Annotated in this window: 18 protein-coding genes and 2 pseudogenes; 5 read left to right on the top strand and 15 right to left on the bottom strand. The window is 24.2% G+C overall.

Features of this window, described 5'->3' with window-relative positions; all coding sequences use genetic code 11:
* Positions 1-754 precede the first annotated feature (754 nt).
* Positions 755-967 carry a hypothetical protein gene (locus OC710_RS00410; protein ID WP_152908761.1) on the top strand — a complete coding sequence of 71 codons (213 nt, stop codon included), beginning with the start codon at positions 755-757 and terminating at the stop codon, positions 965-967.
* Between the two features lie 311 nt (positions 968-1278).
* Here OC710_RS00410 and OC710_RS00405 read toward each other — a convergent pair whose 3' ends face one another.
* From OC710_RS00405 to asnS, 15 genes and pseudogenes are all read right to left on the bottom strand, one after another.
* Entirely contained in the window at positions 1279-3120 is a 1842-nt protein-coding gene (locus OC710_RS00405) for an ABC transporter ATP-binding protein (RefSeq protein WP_004995088.1), read from the bottom strand.
* Positions 3117-4850: an ABC transporter ATP-binding protein gene (locus OC710_RS00400; protein ID WP_004995090.1), complete on the bottom strand. Its 1734-nt coding sequence runs from the start codon at positions 4848-4850 to the stop codon at positions 3117-3119. The genes OC710_RS00405 and OC710_RS00400 overlap by 4 nt, the downstream gene beginning before the upstream one ends.
* Positions 4851-5064: 214 nt before the next feature.
* The gene (gene groL, locus OC710_RS00395) at positions 5065-6702 is read right to left on the bottom strand and encodes a chaperonin GroEL (RefSeq protein WP_004995093.1); all 1638 of its coding nucleotides are present in this window, start codon (positions 6700-6702) and stop codon (positions 5065-5067) included.
* A 540-nt stretch (positions 6703-7242) separates the two neighbouring features.
* Positions 7243-7527: a GroES family chaperonin gene (locus tag OC710_RS00390; protein ID WP_004995094.1), complete on the bottom strand. Its 285-nt coding sequence runs from the start codon at positions 7525-7527 to the stop codon at positions 7243-7245.
* An 805-nt stretch (positions 7528-8332) separates the two neighbouring features.
* Positions 8333-10279, bottom strand: a complete 1947-nt coding sequence (gene thrS, locus OC710_RS00385) for a threonine--tRNA ligase (RefSeq protein WP_004995096.1) — start codon at positions 10277-10279, stop codon at positions 8333-8335.
* A 145-nt stretch (positions 10280-10424) separates the two neighbouring features.
* A complete protein-coding gene (locus tag OC710_RS00380; RefSeq protein WP_238120289.1) occupies positions 10425-11189 on the bottom strand; it encodes a GTP-binding protein in 765 nt (254 codons plus the stop codon).
* Positions 11189-11356: a hypothetical protein gene (locus tag OC710_RS00375; protein ID WP_304513404.1), complete on the bottom strand. Its 168-nt coding sequence runs from the start codon at positions 11354-11356 to the stop codon at positions 11189-11191. Before OC710_RS00375 ends, OC710_RS00380 begins: the two co-directional genes overlap by 1 nt.
* Before the next feature lie 588 nt (positions 11357-11944).
* Positions 11945-12088 (bottom strand): hypothetical protein, encoded by a 144-nt coding sequence (locus OC710_RS00370; RefSeq protein WP_158637925.1) that lies wholly within the window; start codon positions 12086-12088, stop codon positions 11945-11947.
* Positions 12089-12861: 773 nt separating this feature from the next.
* Positions 12862-13278, bottom strand: a pseudogene (locus OC710_RS00365) (tRNA uridine-5-carboxymethylaminomethyl(34) synthesis GTPase MnmE); the annotation flags it as partial.
* 435 nt (positions 13279-13713) lie between these two features.
* Positions 13714-14733 carry a DHH family phosphoesterase gene (locus OC710_RS00360; protein WP_004995098.1) on the bottom strand — a complete coding sequence of 340 codons (1020 nt, stop codon included), beginning with the start codon at positions 14731-14733 and terminating at the stop codon, positions 13714-13716.
* Between the two features lie 44 nt (positions 14734-14777).
* Complete coding sequence (locus OC710_RS00355) at positions 14778-16496, bottom strand: extracellular solute-binding protein (protein WP_304514960.1); 1719 nt, start codon at positions 16494-16496, stop codon at positions 14778-14780.
* A gap of 1 nt (position 16497) precedes the next feature.
* Complete coding sequence (locus tag OC710_RS00350) at positions 16498-17415, bottom strand: carbohydrate ABC transporter permease (RefSeq protein WP_004995101.1); 918 nt, start codon at positions 17413-17415, stop codon at positions 16498-16500.
* A 10-nt stretch (positions 17416-17425) separates the two neighbouring features.
* The gene (locus OC710_RS00345; RefSeq protein WP_004995102.1) at positions 17426-18385 is read right to left on the bottom strand and encodes a carbohydrate ABC transporter permease; all 960 of its coding nucleotides are present in this window, start codon (positions 18383-18385) and stop codon (positions 17426-17428) included.
* Entirely contained in the window at positions 18386-19483 is a 1098-nt protein-coding gene (locus OC710_RS00340; RefSeq protein WP_004995105.1) for an ABC transporter ATP-binding protein, read from the bottom strand.
* A 59-nt stretch (positions 19484-19542) separates the two neighbouring features.
* Positions 19543-20939 (bottom strand): annotated as a pseudogene (gene asnS, locus OC710_RS00335) (asparagine--tRNA ligase).
* A 1818-nt stretch (positions 20940-22757) separates the two neighbouring features.
* On the opposite strand from asnS, the gene OC710_RS00330 reads away from it, so the two are divergent.
* From OC710_RS00330 to OC710_RS00315, 4 genes are all read left to right on the top strand, one after another.
* The gene (locus tag OC710_RS00330; protein WP_004995110.1) at positions 22758-23780 is read left to right on the top strand and encodes a phosphate acyltransferase; all 1023 of its coding nucleotides are present in this window, start codon (positions 22758-22760) and stop codon (positions 23778-23780) included.
* Positions 23781-23794: 14 nt separating this feature from the next.
* The gene (rnc, locus tag OC710_RS00325; RefSeq protein ID WP_004995113.1) at positions 23795-24475 is read left to right on the top strand and encodes a ribonuclease III; all 681 of its coding nucleotides are present in this window, start codon (positions 23795-23797) and stop codon (positions 24473-24475) included.
* The gene (locus OC710_RS00320; RefSeq protein WP_004995116.1) at positions 24475-25089 is read left to right on the top strand and encodes a DnaD domain protein; all 615 of its coding nucleotides are present in this window, start codon (positions 24475-24477) and stop codon (positions 25087-25089) included. Before rnc ends, OC710_RS00320 begins: the two co-directional genes overlap by 1 nt.
* Before the next feature lie 147 nt (positions 25090-25236).
* A complete protein-coding gene (locus tag OC710_RS00315) occupies positions 25237-25755 on the top strand; it encodes a hypothetical protein (protein ID WP_004995117.1) in 519 nt (172 codons plus the stop codon).
* The last annotated feature ends 357 nt before the right edge of the window (positions 25756-26112 follow it).

Genomic DNA, 26112 nt, shown 5'->3' with positions numbered 1-26112 from the left:
TCGCGCTTGCGTGCTTTTGCTGTTATTAATTACTCTTTCGAGACAATTAATCAAGCCCACCTTACAGTGTTTACGTGACCTCTGGAGATTATCACTCCAGGCTATGCGTTAAATAGCGGAATTATGCACATCTTTTGCGCCCAAAAACTCTGTAAGCATTTATAAAATATCTAAGATGAATAAAAATGATTGGGCATAAATGCTCAAATCTAAATTAATAAATACCTTATTAAAAAAAGATATTTGTAAAAAAATCTTAATTACATTTTTATAAGAAACTTATCCAAGGTAGCTATTTAATTATTGGTAAGTGTTAAAGATCGCATGGCTTTAAATAAATCATCTCATTATATTTTTATATTGGTAAAAATATACGAAAAACGTTAAAAAAATACGTTTTAAAAATAAATCATATTTTTTCACGGATAGAACTTAATTGTAAGATAAAGATAATACAATTAACGCGCTAAATATGTCATTAACAAAAAATAATTAATTCAAAATATTTTTTTAAGAATAAACATATTTTGCTGATTTATTTAATTTGTAGCTTTAATTCAAGAAAAACTTCATGCTTATTTTAACTTCGCCTTGCATATAATTTTAATAAATGTTTACATTATATTAAAAATAATCATGCTTCTTGAATATGCTATTTTCCCTTAATGAATTTTCATTCTCAGGTAAATTCAACGGCTTAGCATGCTATCCCTATGCTAGGAGGACCATAATCTCCTAAATTAAACGCCCGAACTTGCGCACCTTATCCTGTGATTGTGTTAATTCTGGAGAATCCAAAATAGATTCGCCTTCTAAGTTTATATCTTCTGATGAACCAACTTCATATGAACTTTCAAAAACACCGGAACAAAACATGATCAAAGGGACTATTAAAACAGAAAATATCAAAAGAGACAAACCTATAAATTTTTTATTAAAATTTAATGGTTTTTTCAAATATAGTTAACCCCTTATTCATTAATTTAATTTTTTTTACAACATTTACTGCATTCAAATAAAATAATTACAATAAATTAAATTTTTATATTATTTAAAATTTTATTTCGTAAATTTTCAAGTTTTTTAAATTTTCATTTTTTCAAATTCTTAATTTTGATAAAGTATATTTTTTTTAATTTAAATTTTGGGTCTTCTATCTTTCATTATCAAAAAAACAAATTACCCACTAATATTATAACTCAAATAATCTTAAAAATAAACTTGAAAAAAATAAGATCTTAGAATTTGATATATCTATATATTAAATAAAATTAATTTTTATTTAAATTGACTATTATATAAATTATAATAAAAACCTTGTTTAGCAAGTAATTCTTGATGACTACCTTTCTCAACTAACAAACCATTTTGCAAAACTAAAATAACATCTGCATTTATAATAGTAGATAAACGATGAGCAATCACAAAAGAAGTTTTATTTTTCAATAATTTTTGCATAGATTGTTGAAAAAGAATTTCTATTTGAGTATCAACAGAAGCAGTAGCTTCATCTAAAATAACTATAGAAGGATTATTTAAAAAAGTTCTAGCGATAGTAATTAATTGTTTTTCTCCTTGGGAAATATTATCTAATTCTTCGTTAATCATAGTATAATAACCATCTGGTTTAGTCATGATAAAATCATGAACATTAACTTGTTTAGCGGCTTGCACTACCTGTTCTTCTGTAGCATTAAAATTACCGTAACGAATATTATCCATAATAGTACCACGAAACAACCATGAATCTTGAACAACTATACCAATAATTTTACGTAAATCACTTTTTTTAATAGTAGAAATATCTATTCCATCAATTGTAATCCTTCCAGAAGTTAAATCATAAAAACGAACCAATAAATTAACTAAACTAGTTTTTCCAGACCCTGTAGGGCCAACAATAGCGACCATTTGATCTTTTTTAATCTCAAAACTAACATCCTTAAGAATAGGTTGATCAATATGATATTGAAAATTAACATGCGAAAACTTAACAAAACCCTCTACATAAGGAAGAGTTAAATCATTTTTTACATCTAATTCTTCACTTTCGGATAAAAAAGTAAAAACACGATTAGCAGCAGAAGAAGTAGATTGTAAAATGACAAACATCTGACTTAAATCTCTTAATGGATTCCCTAAACGCCAAATATATTTCATAAATGATTGAAACATTCCTAATTGAATAGTGCCAAATCCCAATTTAAATAATAAATATGGTATTTCCGTATCTTGATAATTTAACAAAAAATAACCTAATATAACAATAAAAGTCATCACAATATAAGTAAAACTATTAATAATAGGCATAACTAATCCAGAAATCCAATTAGATTTAAAAATAGTAGAAGATAATTGTTTGTTTAAATTTTGAAAATCATTAATATTATTTGCTTGTTGATTATATAAAATAATCTCTTTATGTCCGGTATATTTTTCTTGTAAAAAACCAAAATATTCTCCTGTTTTTTCAAATCTTTGAATAAAAACTGAACGAGCTTTTTTATTAATTAACCAAATCACAAATAAAGAACTCGGTATCATTAAACAAATTAATAAAGCGAATCTTACATTTGCCCAAAACATAATAAAAATAATCATCAAAATACTAAAACAAGAAAGAACAAAAGCTACACAAGATTGTTGTAAACCATTAGAAACTGTTTCCAAATCATTAATAGCAATACTCATAATATTACCTATAGTGTTATTTTCAAAATATGATATAGGTAATCTTAACATCTTTTGATAAACACGTTGTCTAATATTTTTAACAGATTTATGAATAATTACAATAATTAATTTATTATAAATAAATCTAGCTATGATACACAAAATATATAATAATAAATTAATAGATAATAAAAGAAAGATATAACCCATATATTCCGATATATTTTTAAAATAACTTAGAAAATATTTACGAAGAAAATCAAGAATAATATTATTTTTATAGATAATTTTCGAATTATTCTTAAAATTATTTTGAATAAAATTAATAATAACATTACCTTCAAAAATCACAATAAAAGCATCTATAGCAGCCACTAAAAAAATCAAAAAAATGCTAATAAAAATTTCTTTACGAAAAGGTTTTAAAAAATAAAATATTTTTTTCAATTTAGAACCTCTTTTATTTTTTGCGAAAATGCAATATTTTTATAAATTTGACACCTATGCATTAACTCCTCATGCTTACCGATATCAATAATTTTACCATCATCTAAAACAATAATCTTATCAGCATTCAAAATAGAACTCAATCTCTGAGCTACTATAATAATAATAGAATCTTTTCTTAAATAACTTAAATTTTGACGAATAGTTAAATCAGTTTGATAATCTAAAGCAGAAAAAGAGTCATCAAAAATATAAATATCCGGTTTTTTTAATAAAACTTTAGTAATAGCTAATCTTTGTTTTTGTCCTCCAGAAAAATTAGAACCTAATTCGCTAACTGGTTCTTGTAATTTTCCTTTAGTTTTATTAATGAAATCATAAGATTGAGCTATTTTAGCAAATTCCAAAATTTCTTCAGAATCTGCATTCGATTTTCCAAAAGCTAAATTACTTAAAATAGTACCTTTAAATAAAATATTTTTTTGAGAAACTACACCAATCTTATCCCTTAAAGAGGTCAAATTATATAATTTAATATCTACTCCATTAATTAACAAACAACCTTTAGTAGGATCTATCAACCTAGGAATCAAATTAATTAAAGTACTTTTTCCAGAACCCGTAGAACCAACCAAAGCAATTAATTCTGAAGAATGAACTTTAAAATTAATATCTGATAAAATCAATTTATCATTTTGATCATATCTAAAATCAACATTTTTAAACTCCAAACTTACAATAGGCTTAGATAAATCAAAATTATATTGTAAATTATTTTTAATTTCAGATTTAGTATTTAATAAATGTTCTATTTTTCTTAATGATACTAAAGCTTTAGGAAACATAGTGAATAATAATAAAAAATTTAAAATCGAATAAAGTATATGATATTGCAAATTAATACAATTATAAAGACCACCTAAATGAAAATCAGCTGGCATACCTAATTTTAAAATGTAAGCACCAAATCCAGTAGTAAAAATAATAGAAATATTTAATAATAAATAAAATAAAGGTTCCATTGAAAAAATTGAATTAAATAAATTAATATTTAAAAAAGCATATTGAGAATTTATGGCATTAAATTTAGAACATTCATAATTTTCTGTATTTAAAGTTTTAATAACTTTAATACCAGTTAAATTTTCACGTAATTTTGAATTTATTTGTTCTAAAACTTTTTGTTTTTGGGTAGATAAAAAATAATTTTTAAAAATAATACAAACAAAAATAATAACTAAAAACGGTATAATAGCCAAAACAATATATGAAAACACCATATAAATACGATTGATCAAAATCAAACTAATAATTAACATAATAGGAGCTACAATTAAAGCTCTATAAAGGCTAGCCATAAAATTAACAATTTGACCGACACAAGTAATACTACAATTCATTAACAAAGGTACACCGAGTTTTTTCATTTCTATAATTGAAAATGTTTGAATTTTTTCAAAAATATCTGTATTCAAATCTTTAAAAACTAAAGATGCTGTTTTCGCAGAACAAAAATTAATAATTAAATTACCAATAATAGCGCATAAAACCAATAATAATAAAGCGCAAGTAATAAATAAAAAATTTTGCGAAGAAACAGGATTATCAATGACATAACGACCTATAATCAAAGGAATTCCAATTTCACCACTCGCTATAAACAAAACTGCCACAACATTTAAAAAAAGTATCATTTTATAACGCATAATATACTTAAAAATTAATTTCATAAAACTGATTTTATACCTTCTTAATTGAATAAAAATCAAAAAATTTTAAATTTTTAATAATCTTTATTCATTTGTTTGAATATCAATAAAAATTCTAACATTTTTTTGATATTTTTATATAAAAAAAAATTAATTCATATTACAAAAAAACAAATAAGTTTTTTTGATGTAATGAATTAATTTTTAAAGAAATATAAATTAATTTATTTAAATATTAAAGTAAATCATTATTCATACTATCGATATTTTGATAATTTTTTTCTAATACTTCTTCAACTACAGCGGCTCCAGTAGTTACCATTACAGATGCAATAGAAGCAGCATTTAAAACAGCTTGTCTAGTAACTGCCGTAGGATCCATAATACCATCTTTTACTAAATCTACAAATTGACCCGTTTCAGCATTAAAACCGAAATTTTCTTTTTGTTCTAATTGTTTTTGAATAATCATAGAAGCATCAAATCCTGCATTAGTAGCAATTTGTTTAGTAGGTTCTAACAAACTTTCTAAAACAATACTATAACCCTTACGAACACTTTCATTGGTAGAATTTAACTGACTTAAAGCAGTTTTATAAATTTCTACTAATGCTTTTCCTCCTCCAGGAACAATACCTTGTTCAATAGCGGCTTTAGTTGCATTTAAAGCGTCTTCGATACGCAATTTTTTTTCTTTTAATTCTGTTTCAGTAGTCGCTCCTACATGAATAATTCCGATACCACCAGTTAATTTAGCTAATCTATTAGTCAAATTATTTAAATCATGTTGATTAAAATCCTTCATAGATTTAATATTCGTGATTTGAGACTTAATCTCTTGAATACGCGATTCTAAAGCAGAAGTTTTATTATCAACTACCAAAGTAGTACTACCTTTTTTAATAATAACTTTATTAACTTTACCTAAAAATTTTTCATCTACATCTTTTAATTTCATATTTAAATCTTTAGAAATAAAAGTAGCCTGAGTTAAAATAGCCATATCTTGTAATAAATCTTTTTGATGATCACCAAAACTTGGAGCTTCCACTGCGACTGCATTTAAATAATTACCTTTTTTATTAGCAACTAAAATACTTACCATTTCATTATCAAAAGATTCTGCAATAATCAACAAAGGAACTCTATTACTTAATGAATATTCTAAAATACGATTAATTTCAAATATACTATTAATCTTATGATCGGTAATCAAAATTGCAGCCTGTTCTAATTCTATTAAAGAATCTTTTTTATTCACAACGAAATAAGGTGAAACGTAACCTTTATCAAATTGCATACCTTCAACAACATCCAATACAGTTTCAAAACTCTTAGATTCATCTACATTAACAACTCCTGTTTTGCCTACTTTTTCAATAGCAGCAGCTACAATTTTTCCTGTTTCCGCACTACCAGATGAAATAGTAGCCACATTCTCAATCTCTTCTTGGGTATTAACAGAACGAGATTTAGCTAAAAGTTGCTTAGCTACCACACGAGAAGCTTCTAAAATTCCTTGTTTCAAAAGAACACCTTTAAAACCGCCTGTGTCAAGAGCTTCAAAACCTTTACGAATCATACTCTGACCTAATAAAACAGCTGTAGTTGTGCCGTCTCCAGAAGCATCATTAGTTCGAGTAGCTATCTCGCATATAGCTTTAGCGCCAGCATTATGATAAGCATCTTTAAAACTAATTTCCTTTGTAATAGTAACGCCATCATTAATAATTAACGGACTACCATATTTTTGCTCTAATAAAACATTTTGACCCTTCGGTCCTAAAGTTATTTTAACTGTATTAGCTAATAAATCTATCCCTTTTAAAATTTTTTTTCTTGCTATTTCGCCATAAATAATTTGTTTTGCCATAGTCATTTAATACTCCTTTTTTCTATACAAATTAAATCGTTCCATTTTTTAAATATAATTCAAAAATTAAATAAAAGTTTATTAATAATGAACATTATATATAGATAGATTATTTGCGTTTCAACATTAGGATGGGGTTTTTTATAATATCTATTACAAATAGCCCCCATCTAAACCAGATAAGAAAGTTTCCCAGCATCTATCTTGCCATAATTTATCCTCTTTACAAGGCTCGCTGGGTATTACCACTAATTAATTGTTTATTCTTATCTTTTTAAATTGGGTAATGTCGTGAACTGATTGATTCGTCTCATGTACTAATGACAATTCCTCTACATAATACCAAAATTTGTTTATTTGGCCTTTAAATAGGTTATCGATCATTAGTTTTTGCTACTTAAAGTTCTATTAATAAGATTTACTTTAACAATATAAAATAAAAACTTTTTTCTCAGCAGAAAGGAATAATTTTAGATTTGTCTTTGTTGATTAATCACAACGCTGGTTATTGGTTTTTATTTGTTAGATAACACAAAATATTTAAGCTTCTTCTGATGTACTCATTTTGGCAATAATATTTTCTGATTTAACAATTAAATATTCTTCTTCTTGTAATTGTAATTTTTCTCCAGAATAATTTTTATAAACCACTACGTCATTAACCTTTAAATTAGTTACCTGTGGGCCATAACTAATTACAATACCTAAAGAATCTTCTTTACGAGGGTTAGTGCTAATAATAAGTCCAGAAGAAGTACGTTCATCTTGAAATTTTGGCTTCAAAACAACATAATCATTTAAGGGTTGAATTAAAAAATTTGTCATAAATTTCTCCTTTTATTCTTAAGCAATCAAATTTAAATTTTTTTACATATAATTAGGATAAATTAACAAGTTTTAACGATAATATTTATAATTCATGCTTTATTATAGTTTTAATAACTTACACTCAAAAATAATCTAAATAACAATTTCCATACATTTATTTATTAATAAAATCTTGAAAAAGAATTAAAATTTTTAATTTTTAAAAAATAATTGACTTTTAAATATGCATAAGTTTAGTTATTTCAAAAAAGTAAGTTAAAAATTATAAATATTATAAATATAACTATTTTAATAATATAGTCAATTTAATGTCTTAAAATTTCTACCTTTAAAAAGGCAAGTGCACCTATAATTATTCATTAATTATTAAATTAATTATAAACTACTAAAAATTCTAAGATATAAAATTTCATTAAATACAAAAAAATAGCTAAAATTAAAATTTTTAAATTATTAAAATTTTAATTATTTTAATCAACTTATTAATTTCGCAAATAACTTCTTGCTAAGTTTTCACATTATTTAATTTAATCGATCTTACTATTTAATCTTACACTTTCACAAAAATAAATAAAATCACTTTATTGATATCTACATAAATTTCTTTTAATAATTATGCATTCAAAGACATTTATAAAATAACAAAATTATATGTATTTTTGTATTCAATAACTTAACATAATAATTATAATAAATTTTTAAATAAATTAAAGCATTAATAATAAATAAACACATAAAGTACGAATTCATTATAATGCAATTTATAATATTTTTTCAATATAACTTGTACAAAAAAATAAAATTAACTTTTATTTTTAATCAAATCTGTCAACATTTTGACAAAATCTATCATAGACATATTACGTTTTTCTGGATTATTATATTGGCGAACATGTAAATTATTATTTTGTATTTCGCGTTCACCAATAATAACTTGAAAAGGAATTTTTGCTAAATAAGCAGCACGAATTTTATAATTAAAAGTATATTCTTTATCATTAATCTCAACTCTTAAATTATGTTGTATCATTTCTTTTTGAATTTTTTTAACATAATCGATATGCAAAATATTATTAATAGGGATAATGATAATTTGTACAGGTGCAATCCATAAAGGAAAAAAACCTTTATTTTGTTCTATCAAATAAGCAGTAAATCTTTCTATAGTGGATGTAATAGCCCTATGAATCACTACAGGTGTTTTATTTTGATTATTATGATCTATATAAGATAAATTAAATCTTTTAGGCAATAAAAAATCTAATTGAATAGTTGATAAAGTTACTTCATGATTTAAAGCCGTGAATACTTGCACATCCAATTTAGGACCATAAAAAGCAGCATCACCAATTTTTTCTTTATAATTCAATTTTAATTCATTTAAAATATCTTTTAAAATTTTTTCAGAATTTAACCACATATTTGGATCATCAAAATATTTATCTTTTTTAGAAGGATCATGGGTACTCAAATTAAAATAATAATCTTTAATTCCAAAATCTTTATAAACTTCTTCGATTAAATTAATGATTTCAACAAATTCTTGTTTAATTTGTTCTGGCGTAATAAAAATATGAGCATCATTTAACGACATAGCTCGAACTCTTTCTAAACCTGAAACAGCTCCAGAAGGTTCGTAACGATGTAAAAGACCTAATTCAGCTATTTTTAGAGGTAAATCTTTATAACTATGAATTTTTTGACGAAAAATTTCCATATGATGAGGGCAATTCATAGGTCGTAAAATTAATTGTTCACCATCTTGCAATTGCATAATCGGAAACATATCTTCCTTATATAATTCTAAATGACCAGATGTTTTATATAAAGAAACATTAGCAACAACTGGAGTATAAACATGTTGATAGCCATATAATATTTCTTTATCGACAATGTATCTTTCGATAATACGCCTAATAGTTGCTCCTTTTGATAACCAAAAAGGCAAACCAGCTCCCACAGATGAAGAAAACATAAAAAAATTTTGTTCTTTATTTATAAATTTATGATCTCTTTTTTTTCTTTCTTCCAAAGTTTTTAAGTAATTAGCTAAATCGCGTTGTCTAAAAAAAGCAACTCCATAAATACGAGTCAAAACTTTATTTTTAGAATTTCCTTGCCAATAAACACCAGATGTTTTTAAAATTTTAAAATAACGATTAATATTAATATTAGGAAAATATTCACTTTCTTTACAAAAATCTAAAAAATTACCTCGTTGATATAAAAATAACTTTTGCGAAGGTTGAATAGATTGCAAGGAATGCAATTTATAATGATTAAATTTAAATAGGTCTTTAATATCTGAAATAGATAGTTCTTTTTCAGAAATAGGTAAATTTTCTCGAATAATATTAATCATAGTTTTTTCGATAATTTCAAAATCTCGTTCCGAAATTATATTATTAACTAGATCAATATCACAATAAAATCCTTCTTGATTTATAGACTTATTAACTAATAATGAATTAGGATAAATACGAAAAATAGCATTAGCCATAATTAAAGCGCTGTTATTATTTAAAATAGACCAAGAGATACTATCGGATATGGTAATAATATTTAACAAACCATCTTCAGTTAAAGGCTTATCTAAAGTAATTAACTTATTATTAAAATAAGCTGCTATTGGTAAATTTTCAAAATTATTTAAAAATTCCAAATTATTAGAAGTGATAATCTTATTAACGGTAATATTATTAGGAAATAATTGTTTTTGATGATTTTGTTGATATTCAATTTCAATCATATCATATATCCAATCCTTTAAAAAATGTAATTATATTTTGATAAAAATATTCCAAAAAATTAATGTTAAATCAAATAATAAAAGAAAAAATATTTTTTTATCTTAAAAAAATTTTTAAAAAAATAAAATATATAAATAATAAAAATTATTTACCCAAACAAAATTTCGAAAATAATTCATTAATTAAATCATCTTGTAAATTACTACCTAAGATACTTTCCAAAGATTGATAAGCTTCTTTTAAATGAATCACATGTATATCTATAGGCATATTCCTTTTTACATCAGATAAAATATTTTCCAAAGCTAAGACCGCTTGCTTAAGTTGATTAACTTGTCGAAGATTAAACAAATAATCAAAATTTTGTTCTTGAATATTTTGCAAATTAAATTTTGTTACAATTTGTTTTTTTAAATTTTCAATCCCTTCTTGTGTATGATTAGAAACAAAAACAATTTGTGATTTAAATTCAGATGATAATTTCATCTTAATTGGCAAATCTGATTTACTTCCTACAATAATTCTATTTTTATTTTTAGTCATATTTAATAGAATTATATCTTCAGGTTCCAAAATATTATTAACATCTAACAATAATAAAATTAATTCAGATTCATTAATAAATTTTTTAGCAATATTAACTCCTAAATTTTCTAAATAATCTTCAGTATGATGAATACCAGCTGTATCAATTAAACGCAAATTAACACCATTAACATTCACATAAACATCCAAAAAATCTCTTGTAGTTCCTGGAATATCAGAAACAATAGCTCTTTCTTCTCCTAAAAAACTATTTAAAAGACTAGATTTTCCTACATTAGGTTTACCTAAAATTAAAGTTTTAATACCTTCTTTAAGAAAACGAGTTTTACTAGAATTATCCAAAATTTTTGTTAATTTATTAATTAAAAATTCAGTTTGAGGTAAAATAACATTATTAGTAACAGTCGGTATATCATCATATATGGATAGAATATTTGCGTTTCAATATCAAAATTGGTATTTTTGATATCTATTACAAACAGCCCCCATCTAAACCGGACAAGCAAGTTTCCAAGCATCCGGCTTGCCATAATTTATCCTCTTTTGAGCACTAATTTGGTGTCCACCACTTCATTAGTTGCATTCCATTAGTTGCAATAAATTACTGACTTCTTTCGCCCTATGAAGGTCATTAACCTTCGTCCCGGAAGGGCGATTTTCTTTATCTTTTCCAGATAAAGTTTTGCTCCTTCGACTACTAAAAAGTCGCTTTATCCTTGGGCCTAATGATTTTTATCTCATTATCAGTTAATTTAATAACTTTGCCTTTAGGATTCTCCCAGTTACTCTAAATATCCAACCTTGATTCCTTAGGTGAAATAACCATTTTTCAATGGTGAGATTCCAGGTTTTTTTCGTTGATAAACTATCCAATACCAGAATATAATATTGATAGGCTCTGGACTGCTCGGTTTCAGTAGTTTGCGAGACAGGTTAACTTATTTACATCTTCTTTTTTTCTTAGGCCTTTTAAAGCTTATCCTTAGAATCATTTGGTGGCGGAGTCTTCTTGACTAACTACTTCATCGCACCCCCGCTTTTAAGAACTGCTGTAATTCCTTATTCTTTCGTTTAAGAACCATTCTTAACCTTTCAGTGTTATCGCCACTGGTGATTGGTTAAATCACACGATATTTAGGCCTCTTGGGCGCCCATTCTGGATAATCTATATTTACTTCTATACTCACTATTAAATCTAAAATCTGTTTATTTAAACTTTGGATAGTTTTAGATATTTTTTTTTGTAAACCTGCATGAGCCAATTTAATGAATTGAACATTTTGAGCATGAATATCGGGATAGATTAACTCGGTTTAGAAAGTGCATTGATAATTTAACTTTCATATTCGCAATTAGCCCCCCGCAGAACCGGACAAGCAAGTTTCCAAGCATCCGGCGCCTAATATCTGATTACAGATATTGAAACTCTTTCGCCATGTAAAGGTTATTACCCTTCGCCGTGGTCAGGTTCTTCTAAAATATTCCAATTCTAGAATTAAACTGACGACTACTGTAAGTTTCGCTTTTCCCTTGAGCCTAACAGCTGTTAGTTTTAACCCTTTGATGGTGCTTTTAGGGAGATCAAAGTTACGACATAATTCTACGAGAAGTGTTAGGTGCAGTTTACAATTGTTGCCAATTGGAGCATTCATAAAAAATATTAATAACAATATTTTAATGAAATTAGTGTAGGAAGATAAGTTTTAATAATTTAAAACCTTATTAATAATCTACATAATACGATTTAATTTTATTATGTATACTCCCTAATCCTGGTGTCAATATCTTACCAGAATGTTTAATGATTACCACGCTACTTAACCGCTTAGGGATTTTCACCTTCTCCTTAACTTCTGGTCTGGCGCCGACTTATTGACTAGATATTTCGTCTCATCGCGCTTGCGTGCTTTTGCTGTTATTAATTACTCTTTCGAGACAATTAATCAAGCCCACCTTACAGTGTTTACGTGACCTCTGGAGATTATCGCTCCAGGCTATGCGTTAAATAGCCGAATTATGCGCATCTTTTGCGCCCTAAATCCATAATAGCTTCTGCTTGTAATAAATCGATTTTCTTATTTAAGAAAGCTCTTTTACTAAATTCACCTGGTTCTGCTAATCTAAAAAATGGTAAAGACAAAACTCTTTCTAACAGGAGTTTAGTAATTAAAGTTCCTCCGTGAGCCTGAATTTCAATAATATCTTCACCTGTAAACGATTGAGGAGCTCGAAAAATAGAAATTAACACTTCATCTAAAACTTCGCCTAAATGATTTAAAATAAAACCATGATGAATGGTATGAGTGGATACCTCCAATAAATTAGTTTTTTTAATACCTTTAAAAATACTATTAATACCCTCAATAGCTTTATTTCCGCTTACACGAATTACACTAATACTACCTATACCTAAAGGTGTGGCAATAGCTGCAATAGTTTCTTCTTTTAACATTATTTACTCACTTTAATTTATTTTTTTATTTTGTTTATTTTAATATTTAAACCAAATGGTCAATTATTTTTTATAATATGGGATTTTTGGTTAATTTAATAACTAACCTTTAAGAATATCGAAATTAATTCTTTAGAGGGGAGATATTTTTTATTTTAACAATAAGTTTTCATATTTCATTCGTTAATAAACTATCCGATAAGGCTTATTGTATATCAATATCAATAGCTTCTGGATTGTTCGGTTTCAGTAGTTTAAAAGATAGACGTTTATCAAATTAAATTTTCTTAGCTTCTTAGGACCTTTCAAGTTAATCCTTAGAATATCATTTTTGACTAACTGCTTCATCACAATCCGCTTTTAAACGCTATTTTAATTTCCTTATTCTTTACTTTAAGGAACTGTTATTATCTTTTTGGTTTATTATCATACTAGTTATTGATTAGATAATTTGATATTTAGGTTTCTTTGATGTTCATAATCTTTAATAGAATTTTTAGCTAATTGAATTACTTGATCAATCTCTTGTTGATTATACACATTCATACCGCAAGCACGGAAATGACCACCACCATTGAATTTATTAGCAATATGATTTATTTTAGGACCTATCGAACGTATACTTATTTTCCAATAATTATTAACCTTATTTTCTATTATAAATAACCACACAGGATGATCTTGAATATTGTGAAAAATATTAACTACACTATTTATATCTTCAAATCTTAACTTAAATTTTTCAATAATTTCATTAGTAATTTTGACATAAATTAAACCATCCTCAGCAACAAAATTACTACACACATAACCTTTAAATCTTAATATATTTATGGGTTGAACAGTAATTTTGGTATCAATTTGAAAAGCATCAAAACCATAACTTAACAAATCAGATACTATCTTTAAAGTTTTATGATTAACTCTATCAAAACGAAAATGACCCGTATCTGTGACCATACCAATATAAATAGGTAAAGCTCCTTTTATACTCAATTTCAAATTATTAATTTCTTTAAAAGTATAAATCATTTCCGAACAAGAAGAAAAATTAGGTTCAATCCAAGAATTTTTTTCGTCTCCATAAACATCTCCTATCAAATGATGATCAATACGTATAATTTTTTTAGCTATTTTATATCTAAAATCACTAATTACATTAGTATTTCCGCAATCCACTACAATAGCTAAAGATTTAGCTATAATATCATCATTAATTTCATCCATTATACCTAAAAAAGAAAAAATAGGATTATTTTCGCCTAAAGCATAAACTTGTTTATTAGGAAAACTTTGTTGAATAATATCTTTCAATCCTAATTGAGAACCATAACAATCTCCATCTGGATTTTTATGCCCAAATATAGTAATGATATCAAATTCATTTATATTATGAAGAATTAAATGATTAATAGATATCATATTGGTATTCATTTCTACTACCTTTTGATTCATTTTTTATTATATTCTCCTAAATTATTTAATAAAACCTTTTTATATTAATCATGGACAATCCTTTTATAAGCTTCCATAAATAAAAAATTTATTTTTTCCTTTAAATTGATAGTTCGATTATCAAGGGCTAAAATTTCTGTAAATAAATCATTTAATATCGAACGAAAAAATACTACATTAGAAAAAATAGGTGTAGTAAAATAAGTATTTTTTTTATTATTATCATAAGTATGCTCTTGAGCAAATTTAACAGATTTATATTTATACAAATCGCGTCTTCCATTTTTTTTATCTTGAATTATTTTTGCATTTAATTCATTATTAAGATCACTATGCGAAGGTATACTTAATAATATCTTTTCTAATTTTTGGATTTGGTCATCAACAAAATTCTTTGAAGGATCAGAATCTAATTTTAATGCGTTTAAGGTGTTCAAAACATCTTCTCGAGTAATAATAAAACCTCCTTTTCCTAATAACATATCCACATAAACATCCTTAGACATTAAATATTTTAAAAATAACCAAGAAGCTAACATTTTATCATTATCTTCTGAATAAAATAAATTAACATTAGGACCTTGAATAATATTTTTATAATCATCCGTATAACTCATACAAGGAAAAGGAGTCATCTCTATATTAAAATCTGACATTTGATTATGTAATAAATCAGAACGTCTAGTAGAAGTAATAAACATACCAGTTTTACGTTGCATAAACATTTCTTTATTACTAATACCAATTAATTTGGAACTAGTTAAAAAACCTTTATTATAAAAATTTTCCTTAAAATATTGCATATTTTTTTTTACATTTTCATCTAACAAAAAACTCTTAATTGAATGTTCATCCTTAGGATAAGATATGCCTTTTTGTTCATTGCTAATAATAATTAAATTAGCTAGACTTTCAGATGTAATAGGAATAAAAGTAGGATCTTGTTTAAGCGATACAATTTTAGCACACAAAGTTTCTAAATAAGGCCAAATTAAATAATCTTTATTATTAATTAAAGCTTTAAAATCGAATCTACCATTAGAATCAATAATTTCTTGACAAGAATCTTTAAAATCGGATTTATGTTTTTCATAAAAAACTTTATTTAAATCATCACGATATTGTTTAAACAAATCGCTATCATAAAACATAACTTCTGTCGATTTAACAAATGGTAAACTATAATGATGATCTTGTCCATCATATACGTTAGGTAATTTTAATTTTTTAGCATAACCTGGAAAAAAATTATATTTATTATTAGATTCTGAGGTTTTGCCAAAATCCTCATCATAATCCATGAAAATATCTAAAGGTACCACTTTAAATGATTTAGAATAAAATTCAATATGATCATCATAAGAAAATGCAATATTAGGTTGTTTGTTAACAGGTAAAGAATTAGCCACGCTTTTACAAATTTGTTCCCAATTAACCTTATTAACATCTTTAACCTTAATATTAGGATTATGTTTTTCAAATTCTCGAATAGTCTCTTTAACAATTTCTAATTCTCTAGGATATAAAGTATGCCAAAAAATAATTTCTACAGGTTTTTTAAGATGTTTAAAATAATTAATTTGAGAATTATGATTTTGAAATTTTTTACTAACCAAATTCCTTAAATTATCATATTTTTTAATAAAAAATTCGTTATCTTGAGAAGTTCTTAAGGAATTAGAAATTATAATGAAAACAATAATAGTGCCAAAATAAATAAATATTTTGCTCACATTACCGATATTTAAAATTTTCGATTTCAAATTAACCTTTAATACCACGTCGACTATCTCCAGATATAATATATTTTTTAAATACAATAAATAAAAATAATAAAGGTAAATTAATCAAAACAAAAATTGCCATTTGAAGATTAAGAGTATCCATAAAAGCTTCTGAATCGAAAATTTTTCTTATCATATTCGTTAATAATTTAGCGCCGACCAATTCTGGCCAAGCATAAGCATTCCAAGCAGCTATAGTCCTGAAAACAGAAATTACAATAACAGTAGGTTTCGTAATAGGTAATAAAATTTTACATAAATATTGAAAATTCGTAATACCATCAACTTTAGATGTATAATAAAGTTCTTTAGGTACGCGTTTAAAAGTTTGAATTAACAAAAATAAATGCACTACATTGATTAAATAAGGAAAAGTCATTGCTAAATAAACGCCACCAGGAACAATAGAACCATTACCATTATCCACTAAACCCCAATTAGAAACAGTACGAAAATTTGTCAAAACTAAAGTTTCGCTAGTAATTGACATAGCTAAAAATAATAACATTAAAATAATTCTCTTCAAAGGGAAAACAAAAAAACTTAAAGCAAAAGCTGCTAAAACACAACAAATAGTACCTGCCAAAGTCGATAAAGATACCATAATACAAGTATTAACAAAATATTTCAAAAATTTAAAATCTTTAATAGCGAAAACGTTTTTATAATTAATAAATTGTAAACCTTGTTTAGGCCAACTCAATAAATTATTTTGTATAATATCTTCATTACTTTTCAAAGAAGTGATAACCATAACATAAAAAGGAAATGTTAAAAATAACAAAATAAATATCAAAAATAAATACTTAATAATAATAAAGTAACTAATTTTACTTAACTTATGTTTAATATTACAAACATTTATACTTATATAACGATAAATCTTACTAATATCCATACAATAATTATTACAAATCCACTTTCATCAATTTATTTTCTTTTTTAGAAATGTAAAAACTCATAGTAGTAAAAACAACAGAAATTAATAATAATATCGTAGCAGCTGCTGCTCCTTTAGAATAAGAATTATAATGAGAACTAGATAATTGATTATAAATATAACCTACCAAAGTTTGTACTCGATAATTAGCGTTTCGCCCGAAAACACCTATAACAGATTCATACTCTTTGATAACCATTAAAGTTTCAATGATTAATTGATAAAAAATAATCGGAGCAAGCAATGGTAAAACTATTTTAGTTAAAATACGAAATTTAGAAGCTCCATCGATTTTGGCAGCATCATAATAAGATTTATCAATATCCTGCAAAGATAAAATAAAAACAAATATTTTAAAAGGTAATCTAGCCCATATATTATAAAAAACTAAAACAAAAATTTTATGCGAATAAGGAGCAGCGATGTTAATCCAAGGTTGCGGACGAATACCAAAAAAACCTAAAAAAGAATTAAATAATCCTTCTGGTCTATAAGAAATCAAATTAGTAGTATTATAATAAAAAAAAGAACCAAAAATCATACTCATAATAATGGTATTAGATAATAATGGTAATAAAAAAAATGTTTTAAAAAAATGTTGAACTACATAATTACGAACACTATTTAAAGCTAAAGCAATAATTAAAGATAAAAAAATAGATATCGGAACACAAATAATAACCAAAATCAAAGTATTTCGTAATGCAAAAATAAAATCTATATCTTTAAAAATGGCAATATAATTACTAAAACTAAAAAAATCAGAAATTTTCATACTAAAAGAATCATTAAATTTATCATATTTAGCATTAAAAGAAATAATAATATTTTTAACCAAAGGATAAAAAGTAAAAACAGTTAAAAAAATCAACATAGGAGCTAAATAATACCAATGTCTACGATTTTTATATCCCATAATCTCTAACATTTAAAAAATCCTATTTTCATTAATTTTATCAAAAACAAATAATTTATTTTTTTTAATATCAAAACGAATTTTTTGTTTATTAATTTGATCAGCTTTTAATTGTGTTTGTTGATAAGTAGGTATAATAATTTGAAACGTTTTATGAATGGATTCATTTTTTTTAGCCAATAAAACTAATTCACGACCTAAATTTTCCAAAGCTATACCTTCGATTTCAAAAATTCCATCTTTTTTTAATTCATAACCCTCAGGCCTAATAGCCACATAAACTTCTTTATTATCAAATGATTGAAAACGTTGATCTTGTAAGATCACATTTTCACCTATTTTTAAATTACCACGATTCAATATGCCATGAAAAACAGAAATAAGAGGAACACCTAAAAAAGAAGCTACAAACAAATTAACAGGATTATTATAAATTTCATACGGGGTACCTACTTGTTGAATAGTACCTTTATTCATAACATAAATTTTATCACTCATATACATGGCCTCTTCTTGATCATGAGTTACTAAAACAGCTGTTACATTAGTTTTAATCTGTATTTTTCGTATTTCATCTCTCATTCTAATACGCAAATGAGTATCTAAATTAGATAAAGCTTCGTCTAACAATAAAATACCAGAATACTTAATTAAAGCCCTAGCTATAGCTACACGTTGTTGTTGACCCCCGGATAATTCAAAAGGCATTTTATCTAAATAGTCACTAGTAGATGTTAAAGCAGAAATTTTATCTAATTCTTCTTGAATTTTCTCAGAAGATACTTTTAAGTTTTGTAAAGGGAATGTAATATTTTGACGTGCAGTCATATGAGGATACAAAGAATAATTTTGAAATACCAAACCGACACCTCTTTTTTCTGGAGGAACTTTTGTAACATCAATATTATCAAAAAAAATATTACCTTCAGTAACTGAAATTAAACCTGCTATGATATAAAGAATAGTCGATTTACCACAACCTGAAGGTCCTAAAATACTCACTAATTCTCCTTTTTTTATTTCTAAATTAATATTTTTAACTGCGAAAGTTTTTTTACGATTATGTTTATTAACAAAAACTTTAGAAACATTTGACATTTTAATAAACATATTTTTTATATAACCTCTTTTATTTTGTTTTTTTTAGACTTTTTTGTAAAAAAGAAATATTAAGAAATATTATAATAACTTCTAGGAAAGGCAATAACATCCCTTATATTATCTAAACCCGTTAAATAAAGTAGCATTCGTTCAAACCCTAAGCCAAATCCAGAATGAATGCAACTACCAAAACGACGCAAATCTAAATACCAGTCTAAATCTATTTTATTTATTTGCATTTCTTTCATTTTATCTTGTAAAACTTCAAATCTTTCCTCTCTTTGAGAACCGCCTACTAATTCTCCTACTTTCGGAACTAATAAATCCATAGCCGCAACCGTTTCATTATCAGAATTATTACGCATATAAAAAGCTTTAATATTTTTAGGCCAGTTAGTTACAAAAATAGGTTTTTTAAAAATAACTTCTGTCAAATATTTTTCATGTTCTGTAGATAAATCTTCACCATAAATAGGTTTTTGTTCAAAATCATATGAACTTTTATTAAGGATATTCATAGCTTCTTTATAAGTAATTTGAGGGAACTCTTTAAGATTAACAACATAATTCAATCGACTAATTAAACCGGGTTCAATATTTTTTTCAAAAAAATCTAAATCAAATTTATTTTTTTGTAAACAAAATTTAATAACATATTGCAACATTTGTTGAACTAAAACAATATTATATGATAAATCACAAAATGCCATTTCTGCTTCAATCATCCAAAATTCGGAAATATGACGAGAAGTATTAGATTTTTCTGCTCTAAAAGTAGGAGAAAAAGTATAAACTTTATTTAAAGCTGTTGCAAAGGCTTCAGCTTCTAATTGTCCCGTTACAGCTAAAAAAACAGGTTTTCCAAAAAAATCTTTTTTAAAATCAAGATTTTTTTGATTTGATAAATCTTGAAGATTAAAACTCGTTACTTGAAACAAAGAACCAGCTCCTTCGCCATCATTAGTAGTAATGATAGGGGTATGTATATTAATAAAACCTTTGTGTTGAAAAAAATTATGTATAGCACAGGTTAAAGTATTTCGTAATCTAAAAACGGCTCCGAAAAGTTTTGTTCTCAATCGCAAATGAGGCAATTGTCTTAAAAAAGCTTTAGAATGCGGTTTTGGTTGAATAGGATATTTTATAGAACTAGAGCCCAAAACAACAATACAAGAAGCAACTAATTCAAAATATTTAGAAGAAACATCTTCTAAAGGCATTAAAAATCCTTCTACATAAACAGAAGCTCCAATATTAAGTTCATGTTTAATTTTTTTCAAACAAATAAAATCATTATCTTTGCAAATAATCTGCAAATCTTCAATAAAAGTACCATCATTAATATCAATGAAAAAAATTTTTTTTTGAAAACGGCAATTTTTTATCCAACCATTAATAGAAATTTTTTTTTTAAGTAAAATGAATACTTTTCATAAATATTCTTAATAGTTTTATTTTTAAGCATAAAAAATAACATATCTCTTTCGATAAATTCTTTAATATAATATATTAAAATCAAATTTTTATTTTAATTACAAATTTAAACTAATCATATCATAATAGATTTAAAATAAAAGAATAGTGATCAAATTTATCTTTGTAAATGTAATTTTCACACTAAAAATAGAATTTACAGAAAAAAAATTTTCAGTATTCCAACTCTTAATATCCTAACTATCATTAGTTTAAACAAATTATTACTAATTTATTTTATCATGTTATCATATCTTTTTATCTTTTAATTTTAAGTATAAAAAGATCTAAATTTTTTTAATTTTCAACTAATAACAGTTTGTATATAAAAATTTATTAGATTTGTGTTTTTTGATATATTAAAAAAATAATTATTAATAATTAAAAATGCAATTATAAAAATAATAATATTAATTACAAATTTCATTTTAAAAAACAAAATGTAAATAAGCTTATAATTCGTGCAACTTACAAATTATTTTAAAATAATATATATGGTTTTGAAACTATTTTTATTTTTATATAAAATATTTTTTTAATCAAATTTGCGGTTTAGGTTAATTATTATCTCCAAATCATGTAATCCCAAATTTTTTTGTATTTAAATCATTTTTATAGATCTCATTAATAATAAAATATAAATCTCACATTTTAAATAATTAATATATTAAAAATAGTAGAATAATTATAAAAAACAAATTCTTTTATTACTAATAAAAAAATAAAAGAATTTATCCTCAATTAATGTAATAATTTCTAAAAATTTATAAACTTATTTAAATGATTATATTAATAAAAATAAAAAAATTTTAATCATTTTATCTAATATAAAAATGAATTCATTATAAAATAAAAGCCAATTTTTAAAAAAAATTAAATCGGAATATATGGCAATTATTGAAAATATAGTCAACGCTTTATATATTATATTACAACAACATATATAGCATATATGTTTTTAAATTAGAGAATTTTTTAATTAGTTAAAATTTTCACCTTCTCTCTGAATTATAATCGAATTATAATTTTTCAACTCAAATTTTTTTATAATAAAATTGCATTTTTTATTATAAAATAAATAATCTAAAATAAATATTACTTAATTTCATTAAAAAAATAAAAATTAAATAATTTAATAGTCTTTAGATTTAATATCAAAAGATATTAATATTTTGAAAAATAATTAAAAAACTAAAAATAACTTTCAAATCATTACTACAACCTATAGCAATTTCATATTAGAATTATATTTAATTCTTATTACAAATGTCAAGAAAAAATATAAATATAATTTTAAATTTAAAAAATAAAATTATATACATTTATTTCAATTTTAAAATATCTGATAAGAAATTAATCAATTTATTTTTTTAATTAAAATAAAAGGATAAATGGAAAATTTTAAATAAGTATAAAAGAAAAATCAACTTCTAATATCATCCTTATAAAATATGTTATAATTAAAAAGTTGATATTATTTTATTTATAAAATATTATCATCTTGAACAATCTACATAAAAAATAAAATTTTATAAATTAAAAAAATGCACATTTCTATATCATATTAGTTAAATAGAAAAATTAAAATTATAAATAAAAATTATATTTTTAAAACAAATAATTTATTTCAATTATCAAAAATAACTTAAAAATTTAAAATTAAAAACTATAAAAATAAAAAATGCATTTTTTTAATTAATTTAATGAATAAAAATATAAAAAGTTATAAAAATTTTAAAAATAGACTTTTTAATTAAAAAATGATGCTAATTTTTTAAAAAAATTAAAAATTTCAATATAAGGATTTTATATGATTACATTAGCCATAGATGCTATGGGTGGAGATTTCGCTCCTAACATAGTAATTCAAGGAACAATAAAAGCTTTAATTTCAAATAAAGATTTGAATATTAATTTATATGGTGATCAAAAAAAAATAGAAGATTATTTAAAAGAAACAACTACAAACAATATTTTAAATGTTATTAAAACAAGATTAAAAATTATAAATACACCTCTATATTTGTCCATGAATGCTCAAAATATCAGAGAAGCTATAAGAGATAATACTCCTTATTCTATGTTTGTAGCTCTTAGAGATGTTAATCAACTATCATCAATAGATGGTTTTATAACGGCTGGACCAACACAAGCATTAGTTTTAGCTAGTTATCTTATTATAGGCACTTTACCTGGAATAAAAAGAATATCATTAGCACTTATGTTTAAATCTATTGATAATCGCACTCGAATTTTAACAGATGCAGGCGCTAATGCGGAAATAAAAGAAGAAAATATTCTAGATTTTGCTATATGCGCTAATTATTTGGCTCAAATATTATTAAATATACCCGAACCTAAAATTAAACTTTTAAATATAGGTATAGAACCAAACAAAGGTCGAAAAATGGATGTTAATATTTTTAAATTATTAAGTAATAATCCAAAAATTAATTTCCAAGGGAACGAAGAACCAAATAATTTTTTTAATACAGAAGCTGATATTTTACTAAGTGACGGTTTTACAGCTAATATGATATTAAAAACATACAAGGGCACTGCAGAAATGTATAAAAATAATTTAAAAAAAATGCTAACTAATAATTTTTATACAAAAATAATTAGTAAAATATTTTTGTATAAAACTATAAAAAACCATTTTAAAAAATTTAATACAGATAAAACAGGAGGAGCTATATTACTAGGATTAACAAGAATTATTATTAAAGCACCTGGTAATTCTACAAGCTATTCTTTCTATCACACTATTAATCAAACAATTGATTTAATCAAAAAAAATTTTTTAAAAAAAATAATTGAAAATTTTCAATAAATACAAGGATTATCATGTATCTTCAAAGTTTATTTAAAAGATTAAATATAAAGCCTAAAAATATTAATTTATATATTAACGCTTTAACACATAGTTCATATGCTAATGAACATAATTTAAAACATCACAATAATGAAAGATTAGAATTTCTCGGGGACTCTATTATTAATTTTCTCATGGCTAATTATCTTTATAGAAAAAACCAAGATAATGAAGGTATAATGACTAAAAAAAGAGCTCAAGCTGTTTGTGTAGCATCTCTTTTAATTTATTCAGCCGAAATAAATCTAAAACAATATATTTTATTAGGAAAAGGTGAACGTAAAAGAGGTATATATAACTATTCTATTATTGCTGATGCTTTTGAAGCTTTATTCGCAGCTATATATTTAGATTTAGGTTATTTGCAAGTAAAAAAAACTTTTCATTATATAGTAGTTCCTTGTTTATCTAAAATTATAGGAATTATTGACTTTAAAACGCAACTACAAGAATTAGTGCAAACACGTCATCAACACATTAAATATAAAATTGTTGCTGAAACAGGATTAGCACATGAAAAAGAGTTTATTGCTGAAGTATATTTATCCGAACAATTATTAGGTAAAGGCGAAGGTAAAACAAAAAAATCCGCCGAGCAACAAGCAGCTAAAATAGCTTTAGAAAAATTATCGCAAGAAAGTAAACTAAAATAATGTTAAAAGAAATATATGAAGAAGGATATTTAGATATAGAAAAAATTTTAATTCATAAATATCTAAAACTTAATTTATCAATTAAAGAAGTAAAAATGCTATTATTACTATTTAAACAATATCAACAACCTATTCTATCAACAGAAAAAATAACAAAAAACACTAATTTATCCTTAACAGAAATAAATAATATTTTAGGTAATTTAATAAAAAAAAACTTTTTGTATTTATATCAAAAAGAAATTAATAATCAAGTTCAAGAAATGTTTAACTTAGGCGAAACTTTTAATCAAATCGAAAAATTATATAAACAACCAAAATTAAATAATTTAAAACACAAAAATATTTCAGATATTAGTCATACTATATCTAATATTGAAAAAATTAAAGGAGATGTTTTAAATAGCCAAGAATTAGAAATCATTAAAAAATGGTATCTTGAATTTAATTATCCACAAGAAAAAATTATACAAGCCATTAAACAAGCTAATGCTAACAAAAAAAAATCTATTTTTTACATCAATAATTTGCTAAATTATCAAAATCAGCAAAATATATCGCAAGATAAAAATATAGAAAAAAATCTACATAAAATTTTTGATAAAATAAAATAAAATAATTTATTATTTTACAATAATTTATTATTTTACCTTATCTAATACTAAAAATATGTTATAATTGAAGGCGATATTGAATCTTTTTATAAAACAAAAGATTTAATAAAATTATATAATAAATAGAGGAGAAGAAAAAGTTTCTTTATGAATCACAAAGAAAATTTTTTACAAACTAAAAACGGCAAAATTACAGTTGGTGTTTTAGCATCTGCAGGTATAGCTTTAGTTGTTTATTTAATAACAGCGAAATTATTGCATTGGGCACCTTTTACAATAAAAACATTAACAACTAAAGATATTGATAATTTAAAAGTCGAAATTAAAGATTTCACAGGTTTAAACACAAAAGATAAACTTAGTTCAGATGATGCTAAACAAGAATCGCAAAAAGCATTTGACGCTATAAACAAAATAGTAGATGCATTTGCAGAAAATAACAAAGCAGACATTAAAGATAAAAAAATTTCTGATTCAACAATAGCCGCAGCAAACAATTTAAAAACAAAAGCTGATAATGCATTAAAATTTGTTAATGAGAACGCTAGTGTTACTAATTGGACAGATGACAGAGTACAAGATTTTGTTAATAATAAAGTGGTAAAAACCAAAGAAATTAATGATTTATTAAGTCAAGCTAAAACAGACTTAAAATTACAATCATAAAATCCATTTAAAATTTTAATAAAAAATAAAAAAGTGTTCGTTTATGAACACTTTTTTTTATTCTTTTGATGATAAATTGCCGCAGTTAAAATAAAATCTTTAAACAAAGGATGCGGGTTAAATAGACGAGATAAAAAATTCTAGATGAAATTGAACTCCTATAAACCAAATATGATCAACCAATTCTATTATTTCTACAATTGATTCTTGCAAATTTAAACCAGAAAAATATCATAAAATCCATTTAAAATTTTAATAAAAAATAAAAAAGTGTTCGTTTATGAACACTTTTTTTTATTCTTTTGATGATAAATTGCCGCAGTTAAAATAAAATCTTTAAACAAAGGATGCGGGTTA

Source organism: 'Vigna radiata' phytoplasma, from assembly GCF_030586915.1.
GTDB classification, from domain to species: Bacteria; Bacillota_I; Bacilli_A; order Acholeplasmatales; family Acholeplasmataceae; genus Phytoplasma; species Phytoplasma australasiaticum.
Note: the sequence above shows the minus strand (reverse complement) of the source record. Positions and strands in the feature narration are given on the sequence as shown.